General features: G+C 54.1%; 16 protein-coding genes. 10 read left to right on the forward strand and 6 right to left on the reverse strand.

Annotated elements, in window-relative coordinates; genetic code table 11:
• Nucleotides 1-106: 106 nt before the first annotated feature.
• From AO268_RS29695 to arsN2, 4 genes are all read right to left on the reverse strand, one after another.
• Nucleotides 107-643, reverse strand: a complete 537-nt coding sequence (locus AO268_RS29695; protein ID WP_038443873.1) for a hypothetical protein — start codon at nt 641-643, stop codon at nt 107-109.
• Nucleotides 636-1808, reverse strand: coding sequence for a DUF3800 domain-containing protein (locus AO268_RS29700; protein ID WP_038443871.1), 1173 nt, complete (start codon nt 1806-1808; stop codon nt 636-638). The genes AO268_RS29695 and AO268_RS29700 overlap by 8 nt, the downstream gene beginning before the upstream one ends.
• Before the next feature lie 61 nt (nt 1809-1869).
• Complete coding sequence (locus AO268_RS29705; RefSeq protein WP_038443869.1) at nt 1870-2238, reverse strand: hypothetical protein; 369 nt, start codon at nt 2236-2238, stop codon at nt 1870-1872.
• 72 nt (nt 2239-2310) lie between these two features.
• Nucleotides 2311-2775 carry an arsenic resistance N-acetyltransferase ArsN2 gene (gene arsN2 / locus AO268_RS29710; protein WP_038443867.1) on the reverse strand — a complete coding sequence of 155 codons (465 nt, stop codon included), beginning with the start codon at nt 2773-2775 and terminating at the stop codon, nt 2311-2313.
• Nucleotides 2776-2904: 129 nt separating this feature from the next.
• Between arsN2 and AO268_RS29715 the strand changes: the two genes are divergently transcribed.
• The 10 genes from AO268_RS29715 (at nt 2905) to AO268_RS29760 (ending at nt 8769) form a co-directional block, all read left to right on the forward strand.
• A complete protein-coding gene (locus tag AO268_RS29715) occupies nt 2905-3327 on the forward strand; it encodes an arsenate reductase ArsC (RefSeq protein ID WP_038443865.1) in 423 nt (140 codons plus the stop codon).
• A complete protein-coding gene (locus tag AO268_RS29720; RefSeq protein WP_032894886.1) occupies nt 3324-3680 on the forward strand; it encodes a metalloregulator ArsR/SmtB family transcription factor in 357 nt (118 codons plus the stop codon). The genes AO268_RS29715 and AO268_RS29720 overlap by 4 nt, the downstream gene beginning before the upstream one ends.
• Before the next feature lie 24 nt (nt 3681-3704).
• Nucleotides 3705-4988, forward strand: coding sequence for an arsenic transporter (locus AO268_RS29725; protein ID WP_007247284.1), 1284 nt, complete (start codon nt 3705-3707; stop codon nt 4986-4988).
• A 16-nt stretch (nt 4989-5004) separates the two neighbouring features.
• Nucleotides 5005-5475, forward strand: coding sequence for an arsenate reductase ArsC (locus AO268_RS29730; protein ID WP_003395039.1), 471 nt, complete (start codon nt 5005-5007; stop codon nt 5473-5475).
• A gap of 47 nt (nt 5476-5522) precedes the next feature.
• Nucleotides 5523-6236, forward strand: a complete 714-nt coding sequence (gene arsH / locus AO268_RS29735; protein ID WP_038443860.1) for an arsenical resistance protein ArsH — start codon at nt 5523-5525, stop codon at nt 6234-6236.
• Between the two features lie 20 nt (nt 6237-6256).
• The gene (gene arsC, locus AO268_RS29740) at nt 6257-6679 is read left to right on the forward strand and encodes an arsenate reductase (glutaredoxin) (RefSeq protein ID WP_038443859.1); all 423 of its coding nucleotides are present in this window, start codon (nt 6257-6259) and stop codon (nt 6677-6679) included.
• A 284-nt stretch (nt 6680-6963) separates the two neighbouring features.
• On the forward strand, nt 6964-7239 hold the full coding sequence (locus AO268_RS29745; protein ID WP_080725266.1) for a metal/formaldehyde-sensitive transcriptional repressor: 276 nt from the start codon (nt 6964-6966) through the stop codon (nt 7237-7239).
• A gap of 19 nt (nt 7240-7258) precedes the next feature.
• Nucleotides 7259-8173, forward strand: coding sequence for a CDF family Co(II)/Ni(II) efflux transporter DmeF (dmeF, locus tag AO268_RS29750; RefSeq protein ID WP_038443855.1), 915 nt, complete (start codon nt 7259-7261; stop codon nt 8171-8173).
• Between the two features lie 39 nt (nt 8174-8212).
• On the forward strand, nt 8213-8584 hold the full coding sequence (locus AO268_RS29755) for a hypothetical protein (RefSeq protein ID WP_038443854.1): 372 nt from the start codon (nt 8213-8215) through the stop codon (nt 8582-8584).
• A 2-nt stretch (nt 8585-8586) separates the two neighbouring features.
• Nucleotides 8587-8769, forward strand: coding sequence for a DUF1289 domain-containing protein (locus AO268_RS29760; protein ID WP_080727717.1), 183 nt, complete (start codon nt 8587-8589; stop codon nt 8767-8769).
• A gap of 98 nt (nt 8770-8867) precedes the next feature.
• On the opposite strand, the gene AO268_RS29765 is transcribed toward AO268_RS29760, so the two are convergent.
• Together AO268_RS29765 and AO268_RS29770 are read right to left on the reverse strand one after the other, a co-directional pair.
• Nucleotides 8868-9419, reverse strand: a complete 552-nt coding sequence (locus tag AO268_RS29765; protein ID WP_038443853.1) for an arsinothricin resistance N-acetyltransferase ArsN1 family B — start codon at nt 9417-9419, stop codon at nt 8868-8870.
• 117 nt (nt 9420-9536) lie between these two features.
• Entirely contained in the window at nt 9537-9872 is a 336-nt protein-coding gene (locus AO268_RS29770) for a hypothetical protein (protein ID WP_038443850.1), read from the reverse strand.
• Nucleotides 9873-10017: the final 145 nt, after the last annotated feature.

Raw genomic sequence — 10017 nt, forward strand, 5'->3', positions numbered from 1 at the left:
CTCGTCGAATTGATTGTTTTTTGATCATTTGGCGAGTTTAAAAGTTGCGCTAGGTGGTATGCCGGGGAAATACATGGCTACTTCAGACCATCCCTAGCGCTCGATTCTAGGAGGGAAGTAGATTCTCTGATTCGCTGGCCTCATGGCGAGCCCAGCGCAAGGTAGCTATCGACATGAATTGCCTAATCGCCAGCGCTCCCCGTTCATTTCTGGCTTTCGAGCCAGGCAGGGTCAGTGCTGACTCTACCTTGGCACGACTCGCTTCGTACATTGCAAATGCGTTGAACTCAGAATCAAGCAGCACCAAGAGCACAGTATCGAAGGGTTGTCGTAGATCAATTGCCCCCATTCGGCCCGTAATCTTTCGTGGGTTGAGGATGCAGCGGCCCTTTATCTGGATTCTCGCGACGCCATCTTCCAGCGCCTCTGTAGCGTCGTAACCCGCCTGCCTTGCAGGATGTAGTAACAGGCCGAGTCTAGTAGCAGCTTCGTACTCTGCGACCTCGCCTGTTATGCCCAGCGGCTTGCCGGTCAGGCGATAGAAGCTACGTGCAAGCACCTTGGCTTCTTTCAAGATCTCTAGGATTTCATCCTGGATCAATGCAGCCTGGTGAGGTTCCTGGCCATGACTGAGTTCAGTCATCTGCAAATGCCTCGAGCGCAGCGAGCAGCTTGGCTAGCTCAGTCAGGTTGGCTGCAGTCACGATGTCATATTCTCCTCGACTACTCAGCCGATACACCTCTCGAGCCTTTTTGACACGTTCCAGCAGAGGGACGACTATGCCTGACGCCCTTTCCAGAAACTCGTTGATGTCAGCCCGTGTCTGAGGAATTTTGTAGCCTTTGGCCGCGCTTGTGATAATCACGTCCGAATCGCGAAGCTTGGCGATGCCGCTGGAGCGGATCCTCTGGTCGTTGATATCTCCGAAGCCGCTATCTTTTAGGTGGCCGACTATTTCTGCGGTTGGCACGTAGTCTTTGGTGACGAATTCGCTTTGGAATCTCAGGAACCGCAAGATGCTCAGCTGCAGGCGCTCATCCTCATTAGGGTGCTCACCAGCCCTTTCGCTAAAAAGGTCAGCCTGGCGGAGAGCTTCTTGGTGTACCTGGTAGTCTGCATACCCAGATTCATCCGCCGGCGGCGGCAGAAGAGACTGGTACTTGGATGGCCACTCAAGCATTCCAAGGGTCAGGCTTCGTAGAATCTTTTTGTAGGCAAGAACTGCTTCTTCCGATGCTTTCTCTTCGTAGATCTGAGCGACTGAGCCAGCAAAAAAATCTGCAACCTGAACCAAGACGTTGTCCTTACTGGCCATCGTCTGGAAGGCATCTTTATCGCCAAATAGGTCATCGACGAACCGTTCTGAAACGTAGCTTTTGAGGCTCTCCTGAAATTCCTGGCCACCATGCTCGTCTACGATCATCTGGAGGTCTGGGTATGCGCGGAACAAACGTTCATAGAGCAACCCATTCACATATTTTATGAATGAGGTCTTGAAACGAAGGCCACCGTCTTTGCGAATTTGGGACTTATCAACGACGGTGAAATAGAGCCTGAATGGCAGATCGGCTAGCTCGTTTAGGATCCGGGCACGGCGATCTGAATCCTTGGGCTTAAGATTGCTGGATTTGATCTCGCCCGTTTGAAAATGCCGCTCGCGGAGTGCTTCAGCTTGGGCATAAGCAGCCTCCAGGTCTTTCTCTGCCACTAGAATGGAGCAGACGATGAAGAAGCCCGAGCTTCCACCCTTTGACGTATCTAGGTCGGAATTCCCGGACTCATCCACGAAGGCATATGTTCTGTCCATGAGCTTGCTCCATCAACAACGTACTGAGCGCGGCGGGTCGCCCAATGACAAGGTGGCGAACTTAGTTCGTCGCAGTGGTAGTGCCTGGAGCGGGGCCTTCGCTGAACGTGTAGTTGATGACCACGTCATTTCGGATCAAGACGTCGAGGGTCTTCTGAGTGCCCGTAGTCGTCACCTTCATGGTGACCACGTAGCTTTGGGCATGCGCTGAGCCATTGGTGTAGGTGTAGATCCACTTCTCGTCAGTCTCGCTGACTGCGCTCTTAGCGTAGGGCTCACCAAACAGCGACTTCAACTCAGTAGTCGTCGTTTTACCTTTGGTGATGCTCGCTACACTGGCCGACGGAAAGTCTCGCCCTGCGGTGTAGTGGGACGTAGCGCAACCGCCAAGTGCGACACAGATCCCCATTACTGCGATGAGCTTTTTCATATCCATCCTTGATCGTAGGAAGCTCCAAATCTAGCTGGCATCGAGGCTAAAAGCCATCACCAAGGTGATCAGCTACTTTCGTGCATTCGCAGATAATGCTTTGCACATGTAGCAAGCCGAGCCAGGGCAAAGCCTCCTGAACTGCTCCGTCTGAGAAATCAGAAGCGGCGCAGAGCCTCGTTGGTTTGCTGCATAGCCCTGCAGCTCAAAAAAGCCTGATGCAGTTGTTGTCAGCAAATGAAAACGAGCGATTCCCTGCTCGGCGCCTATTGCTTCAATGACTCGAAGCACCTCAGCCCCAACCCCTTTCGATCTGTACGCCGGCTCTACGACCATGGAGCGCAGCAATCCATCTGTCCCATGCGTTTCAAACCCTCCCCATCCAACAGTCTCACCATTCCGTGAGAACTCAAAAAAGGTTCGGCCTGGAAGATCAATATCGTCTGCTGGAAGGTCAGCAGATTTCAGCGCATCGCGAAATCGCTGCGACTGCCCTCCGGCTATTTTCGTTGCCTGGATCATCATCTCCTTGCCCATCCCCTTATCTCCTTGGTGCCGCTTTGTAGGAACTGTCACGGCTCAAGCCGAAGCAGCAGCCATCATACTCGCTTTACCAAATATTCGCCAAAGCGTATATTCGATTTTCCATATGCATCGAGTTTAACCATGAGCCCTGCTATCAAAGTGCTTTTCGTGTGCGCTGCCAACTCAGCCCGCTCCCTGCTTGCAGAGGCTTTGCTGCGGCACACCGACCCGCGCTTCGAGGCCTTCAGCGCAGGATCTGAACCGTCTGAGGTTGATCCGCGCACGACTCAGGCATTGGAGGCAGTTGGAGTAGACGCAACGGGCCTGCGCAGCAAGTCCCTCAGCGAATTTCAAGCTGATCGATTCGATTACGTAATCACTCTTTGTGATAAATCCGCAAGCGAGTGCCTACCAATGCCCGGCGCAGGTGAAGTCATTGCATGGGATTTTCCTGACCCAGTAACTAGCGATGATCCTGGCGCATTTCGCCACTCGCTCCACGACATCCACGAGCGCATCAAGCTCTTCGTTTTGGTCAAGACCAAACACCTGGAGGATCTATGACAGAACCCTTGAACCCCACCACCTTATTCAAGTGCCTGGCGGATGACACCCGAGCAAAAATTTCGCTGCTTGTCGTGAGTGAAGGTGAGCTGTGTGTATGCGAGCTAACGGCAGCACTCGACCTGAGTCAGCCGAAGATTTCTCGTCATTTGGCGCTGCTGCGCTCTGCCGGTTTGTTGTTGGATCGTCGCCAAGGCCAATGGGTGTACTACCGACTGAATCCTGATTTGCCCGCGTGGGTGACTGCAGTTTTGAAGGAAGTGGTAGACGCCAATCAGCAATGGCTGGAAACCGAGGCTAAGCGCCTCTGCGGCATGAACGACCGTCCGATCAACCAAGCCGTGTGTAGCTGATTCACGCCCAACCGGATTAATGAAATGCTGATTGCCGTATTGATCTTTATCGCCACCATCGTCCTTGTCATCTGGCAGCCCAAGGGGCTGGGGGTGGGCTGGAGTGCGATGTTCGGTGCCATCGTGGCGTTGCTGGCAGGTGTCGTTACCCTTGCCGACATACCGGAGGTTTGGCGCATAGTCTGGAACGCTACCGGAACGTTCATCGCGGTCATTATTATTAGTCTGTTGCTTGATGAGGCAGGCTTCTTCAAATGGGCTGCGCTGCATGTCGCCCGATGGGGAGGCGGGAGCACCCGCAAGCTGTTCGCATTTATCGTCCTGCTGGGCGCAGCGGTGTCGGCCCTGTTCGCCAATGACGGAGCAGCATTGATCCTCACACCCATTGTGATCGCGATGTTGCTGGCGCTGCGTTTTTCTCCTGCTGCTACGTTGGCATTCGTTATGGCAGCCGGTTTTATCGCCGATACGGCGAGCTTACCGCTGGTGGTTTCCAACCTGGTCAACATCGTTTCTGCCGACTACTTCGATATCGGCTTCAACGAATATGCTTCGATCATGGTGCCGGTAAACATCGTCAGCGTGGCGGCGACGTTAGCCATGCTGCTGTGGTTTTTCCGCAAAGATTTACCAAAGACCTATGACCTCAACCAACTGGACAATCCGGACGAGGCAATCCACGACCGGGCCACTTTTGTAGCCGGTTGGTGGGTGCTGGCACTACTGCTGATCGGCTTCTTTGTCATTGAGCCATTGGGGGTGCCAATCAGCGCCATTGCAGCGGTCTGTGCATTCATTCTTTACGTCATCGCGGCTCGTGGTCACGCCATCAACACAAGCAAGGTGCTCAAAGAGGCGCCATGGCAGGTGGTGATTTTTTCTTTGGGTATGTACCTGGTTGTTTATGGCCTGAAGAACGCCGGCCTGACCGACCACATCGCGCAGATCCTGAACGTGTTCGCCGGTTATGGCGTTTGGGGCGCGTCCCTTGGTACAGGGCTGCTAACAGCGTTGCTGTCTTCGATCATGAACAACATGCCCACCGTTTTGGTAGGCGCCTTATCCATTCATGCCGCCGAAGTCGATGGTGTTGTCCAGCAAGCGATGGTTTACGCCAACATCATCGGCTGCGACCTGGGCCCGAAGATCACCCCAATTGGGAGCTTGGCAACTCTGTTGTGGCTGCACGTGCTCGCCCGGAAAAATATAACGATCAGCTGGGGTTACTACTTCAAGACCGGGATCGTGCTGACCGTGCCCATCCTCGTCGCCACATTGTCCGCCCTGGCACTGCGCCTCAGTTTTTGAATCAAGGAATCGTCTGATGAAAGTCTTGTTCATGTGCACCCACAACAGCTGCCGCAGCATTCTGTCCGAAGCGCTTTTCAACCACTTGGCGCCCGAGGGTGTAGAAGCCGTCAGCTCAGGAAGCTTTCCCAGTGGCCGGGTGAATCAACGGGCATTGCAAACGCTGGAGGCGGCGGGTATCTCTACGGCGGGCTTGAGCAGCAAGGCTTCGGATGCTTTTGAAGGCTCACCTCCAGACATCGTGATCACTGTCTGTGACCGGGCAGCGGGTGAGGCATGCCCAATCTTCTTTGGGCCAGCTTTGAAGGCGCATTGGGGTCTGGCCGACCCGTCTGACGCTAGCGGTTCGGAAGCCGAGATCACCGCAGCTTTTGAAACCACACTCGCCAAAATTCACGAGCGCGTGAGCGCATTTCTTGCGCTGCCACTGAAGACCATCAGCGCTGAACAGTTGAAAGCTGAACTGAACCGCATCGGTTCGCTTTAAAGATCAACCGAGGCGGCACCCAACCAGGCGCCGCCGTAGGAGTTTATATGCAAGACACATTGCCGAACGTACACGCCGACCTGATCGACATTCCGTCGCTGGAGCAACTGTCGCCTCGCACGCCTTCGCTCCATAAACCTCGCATTCTTCTGCTGTATGGATCAACGCGAGAGCGCTCATTCAGCCGGTTAGTCACGCAAGAGGCGGCACGCCTGCTGAATGAGTTTGGCGCTGAAACCAAGATCTTTGACCCATCGGGTCTGCCGCTTCCGGATGACGCTGCCGATACACATCCCAAGGTCGCTGAGCTGCGCGAGCTGATGCAATGGTCTGAGGGGCAGGTGTGGTGCTCCCCTGAGCGTCACGGTTCTATGAGTGCAGTATTCAAAGCCCAAATTGACTGGGTTCCGCTGGCGATAGGTGCTGTACGACCTACGCAAGGAAAGACCCTTGCAGTGATGCAGGTCTGCGGTGGCTCTCAATCTTTCAACGTGGTTAATCAGCTGCGCGTACTGGGCCGATGGATGCGGATGTTCACCATCCCAAACCAATCTTCGGTTGCCAAGGCATTTACCGAGTTCGACGAGGCAGGTCGTATGAAGCCGTCCTCGTACTACGACCGTCTCGTGGACGTGATGGAAGAGCTGATGAAGTTCACCCTACTGTTGCGGGATCGCCAGGATTATTTGGTTGATCGGTACTCCGAGCGTAAAGAGTCCGCCGAAGAGCTTTCCAAACGCGTCAACCAGCGCTCCATCTAACGTCAGTACGAGGAAGCGATATGAGCCAGATCACGATCTACCACAACCCCGAATGCGGCACCTCTCGCAACACCTTGGAGTTGATCCGTAACAGCGGGGAAGAACCGACGGTTATCGAGTATCTGAAGACCCCGCCTGATCGCACCACACTTGTCAGACTCATTGGGGATATGGGTATCGGAGTGCAGGCTCTTTTGCGTATCAAAGGCACTCCGTACGAGGAGCTGGGATTGGGCGATGCATCGCTGACTGACGAGCAGCTCATCGATGCCATGATGGCTCATCCTATCCTGATCAATCGCCCCATCGTCGTGACGCCGTTGGGCACACGCTTGTGTCGCCCGTCAGAGGCCGTTCTCGACCTTCTGCCTCAGGAGCAGAGCGGCAGTTTCGTCAAGGAAGACGGACAAGTCGTCATTGATGAGAATGGCAACAGGGTTTGATCCCACCCGAAGTACGTGGCCTTGGAGTCCCATTCGCACTCCACTTGGCCACCGTCTGCATTCGACCTAACCAGCAATTGCATCTCGTTTGACCTGCTCGCTTTGTCAACATCATAGCAAAGAGCGGCCAATAGCAGAGTCCTGATCATCCTGTTTCGCCCTTCCTCCTATCTGAAGCCAGTTTCGGCAAATAGCTGTTTATGAGCTTTCCGTCAAACGGCGCTTACATAGGTATAGGGGGTATACCTATGATGCGCGTATGCACAGTCAAAGGGGGTTCTCCCATGGGCCATATAGCTTCAAACAAAGACGATCTTCTCAAGCGCGTGAAACGCATCGCGGGGCAAATCCAAGCCGTTGAGCGTGCACTGGAATCGGATGCCGATTGCGCGAAAACATTGCATCTCGTAGCTGCCACACGTGGAGCTATCAACGGATTGATGGACGAAATTATTGAGGATCACGCCAGAGAGCATGTAGCGAGCCCAACGCTTAGCGATGAAGAGCGCAACAAGGGTGTCGAAGAGCTTCTTGAAGCCATTCGCCGCTATTCCAAGTGAAAAATCTAGGTACATGCTCATGAGCAGCAGCCACAACATCGAAATTAATCACGTACATGACCATGTGTTCCTCGGGTCAGCACACGAAGAAAATGCCAAACGTACCCTTTGGGTTGTGGCGCTAACGGTGGTGATGATGGTCGGCGAAATCGTCGCCGGCTATATCACTGGCTCGATGGCTCTACTCGCCGACGGCTTTCACATGGCAACCCATGCAGGCGCTTTGGGCATCGCTGCAGTTGCGTACAGTTACGCAAAACGCCACGCCTCCAGCAGTCGTTATAGCTTCGGTACGGGCAAGGTTGGAGACCTGGGTGGATTTGCATCGGCGCTCATTCTCGGCATGGTGTCCTTGGTAATCGCCGTAGAGTCGGTCATGCGTCTTTTGCAGCCGACGGAGGTTCAATTCGGAACCGCTACGCTCATTGCGATTGTGGGTTTGATCGTAAACATTGTGAGCGCGCTTCTGCTTGGCCACGGTCACAGTCATGGGCACGATCATGATCATCATGGGCACGGCGATAACAACCTGAAATCAGCTTACGTCCATGTGATAGCGGACGCTCTGACCTCCGTCCTGGCAATTGCAGCACTGCTCGCTGGCCGGTATCTCGGATGGGTGTGGCTGGATCCGGTAATGGGCATTGTGGGTGCCATAGTTATTGCGCGTTGGGCATGGAGTTTGATGGGCGTCACCTCGGCTGTACTGCTGGATCAAACTGATGAGCACGTTGCAGATGAAATCCGCGAGCTGGTTGAGAAGCCGGGTGATGCAACCATTACAGACCTGCATGTCTGGCGGGTCGGGCCAGAGGCGCATGCGGCTATTGTCAGCGTCCTCGGCGAATCCACTTTGAACGCTGAAAGCATTCGTGAACGACTGAAGCCTGTCCACGAAGTCAGCCACCTTACGGTCGAGTTTCGATTAGTTTGATTCACCGGCTCCCCAACCTCGACTTCATAGGAACTCCTAATGCCACTAGGGAAACGTGAGCTTGCGCGTATCGAACGTCGATTAATTACTACCCTCACCGAAGCGTGCGAAACAGCAAAAGGGGAGATCGAAGGATTTACGTGGCTCACTCACACCGCCGACCTGAATGCGTTGAGTGAAACCCTCAAGGTAGTCTGGGTGTTCGAAACACTGGCTGACAAGAAGCTCGCCCAGGCTATAGCGAAGGCGCGCATTGTTGAGTTGACCTCTATCGCGTTGAACGAGGCCGACATCGATCTGAACCTTTCAGACCGCTATGTCTGCTTTGACTCTGAGGAGGAGTGCCAGCGCACGCATGGTGGCAACTGGAAAAATCGCCTTGCTCAATCAGGCGCGACTAAAGGGGACTGACAATGGCTAAAGAAATCGAAAATCCCTGTATCTCGACTTGCCAGCTAAGTGGTGATCTCTGTGTGAGTTGCGGGCGCAGCAAGGAAGACATTAGAAAGTGGAAACGCATGAAGCGGCCTGAAAAAATGGCAGCTGTGCAAAGAGCGAACGTGCGATTGAAAGGGCTGAAAAAAGCGCAAGGTTAGTCACTTCCACAGGATGACCGTTGCCCGAGCTGTGCTCAAGCAGCTGCAAGGCCACCTCACTGCCGAAGTCTGATAGTCACAACGCACAGCGAGTGAACCTACTGCGATGCAACCTCAAGCTTGGGGAAAAGAATGGGTTCCAACGGAGGGGTTGCCTGACACAGCCCAAGCCTCCAGTAACCGACGTCGTGCCATTTTCCAAGCTTGAAGCCCACTTCTGGATACGTCCCAATGTGTACGAATCCTAGCGACTCGTGCAGACCGACACTTCCTTCATTGGGCTGCGCAATTCCGGCGTAAGCTGCGCGAAACCTCTGCTTTTCGAGAATCGGAAGCAAGGTTTCATAGAGTTCACGGCCAACGCCCTGCCGGCGAGCCGACTCGGCTATATACACCGTCACGTCCACAGCCCATCGGTAGGCCGGACGAGCGCGATGCTGGCTTGCGTAGGCATAGCCCTTGATCTCCCCACCTTCTTCGGCCACCAAGTAGGGATATGTCAAAAGCGTTGTCGCTATTCGCTGAGCGATTTCCTCAGCGCTTGGCGGAATCTCTTCGAACGAGATGGCCGTTGTCGAAACGATGGGGGCGTAAATGCGCTGGATGGCTACAGCGTCTGCTACCGTCGCCGTACGGATTTTCAAAGCCATGCAAGTCGTCCCTGATTCGAAAGCTGAACATTACCCTTTTTAGATCAGCCTTGGACATGGTCGAAATGTGAAGATGTTATGAGCGCCACCATTCGCCTGAGTAGTTCAGCTAGGCCTCTACATCGATCTGACTGATACGACCTCAACATATTTGTACTTCTTCCTTGCAGCCCTCACGGCCTCCTGCTCCGCAAGCAACGAGCTCAACGTATCAGCCTCGTGAATCAACTCGGTCATTTTCCCCTCAAACTCGTTCCCAACCCGGAGCGTGACCCGCAGCCTGGGCGTAAACGCCTTCGTCACTTTCTTCTTGGCTAGTGGAGCCTCTGCGGGCTTCGTGAAAACGATCTCTGGCACAGGCTCCAGCACTAGCGGAGTAGAAACTTGCTCCTTTGGCTGAGGCGTACCAAAAAGGGCACGACGCATTTCTTCTTCGGTTAATTCAGAGTTCATAGAGCATCTCAAAGGGGTGGCACTTCACTGGTAAAATTCTACAAGGATTGTATGCGTCCGGCCAACACACCTTCCTGACCCCGACGCCAAAGGCGATGGTGTCCACCTAATTTAAGTGGACACCATTTCTAGCCTTTTAAGCGGG

Origin of the sequence: Pseudomonas sp. ICMP 8385 (genome assembly GCF_002699915.1) — a bacterium.
Classification (GTDB): Bacteria; Pseudomonadota; Gammaproteobacteria; order Pseudomonadales; family Pseudomonadaceae; genus Aquipseudomonas; species Aquipseudomonas gessardii.

What these genes read in the sequence shown, in the direction of transcription:
- arsC (WP_038443859.1), top strand. Translation starts at nt 6,257, where the DNA reads ATGAGCCAGATCACGATCTACCACAACCCCGAATGCGGCACCTCTCGC.
- AO268_RS29760 (WP_080727717.1), top strand. Translation starts at nt 8,587, where the DNA reads ATGGCTAAAGAAATCGAAAATCCCTGTATCTCGACTTGCCAGCTAAGT.
- AO268_RS29770 (WP_038443850.1), bottom strand. Translation starts at nt 9,872, where the DNA reads ATGAACTCTGAATTAACCGAAGAAGAAATGCGTCGTGCCCTTTTTGGT.
- AO268_RS29745 (WP_080725266.1), top strand. Translation starts at nt 6,964, where the DNA reads ATGGGCCATATAGCTTCAAACAAAGACGATCTTCTCAAGCGCGTGAAA.
- arsH (WP_038443860.1), top strand. Translation starts at nt 5,523, where the DNA reads ATGCAAGACACATTGCCGAACGTACACGCCGACCTGATCGACATTCCG.
- AO268_RS29765 (WP_038443853.1), bottom strand. Translation starts at nt 9,419, where the DNA reads ATGGCTTTGAAAATCCGTACGGCGACGGTAGCAGACGCTGTAGCCATC.
- AO268_RS29715 (WP_038443865.1), top strand. Translation starts at nt 2,905, where the DNA reads ATGAGCCCTGCTATCAAAGTGCTTTTCGTGTGCGCTGCCAACTCAGCC.
- AO268_RS29700 (WP_038443871.1), bottom strand. Translation starts at nt 1,808, where the DNA reads ATGGACAGAACATATGCCTTCGTGGATGAGTCCGGGAATTCCGACCTA.
- arsN2 (WP_038443867.1), bottom strand. Translation starts at nt 2,775, where the DNA reads ATGGGCAAGGAGATGATGATCCAGGCAACGAAAATAGCCGGAGGGCAG.
- AO268_RS29720 (WP_032894886.1), top strand. Translation starts at nt 3,324, where the DNA reads ATGACAGAACCCTTGAACCCCACCACCTTATTCAAGTGCCTGGCGGAT.
- AO268_RS29730 (WP_003395039.1), top strand. Translation starts at nt 5,005, where the DNA reads ATGAAAGTCTTGTTCATGTGCACCCACAACAGCTGCCGCAGCATTCTG.
- AO268_RS29705 (WP_038443869.1), bottom strand. Translation starts at nt 2,238, where the DNA reads ATGAAAAAGCTCATCGCAGTAATGGGGATCTGTGTCGCACTTGGCGGT.
- AO268_RS29755 (WP_038443854.1), top strand. Translation starts at nt 8,213, where the DNA reads ATGCCACTAGGGAAACGTGAGCTTGCGCGTATCGAACGTCGATTAATT.
- AO268_RS29695 (WP_038443873.1), bottom strand. Translation starts at nt 643, where the DNA reads ATGACTGAACTCAGTCATGGCCAGGAACCTCACCAGGCTGCATTGATC.
- dmeF (WP_038443855.1), top strand. Translation starts at nt 7,259, where the DNA reads ATGAGCAGCAGCCACAACATCGAAATTAATCACGTACATGACCATGTG.
- AO268_RS29725 (WP_007247284.1), top strand. Translation starts at nt 3,705, where the DNA reads ATGCTGATTGCCGTATTGATCTTTATCGCCACCATCGTCCTTGTCATC.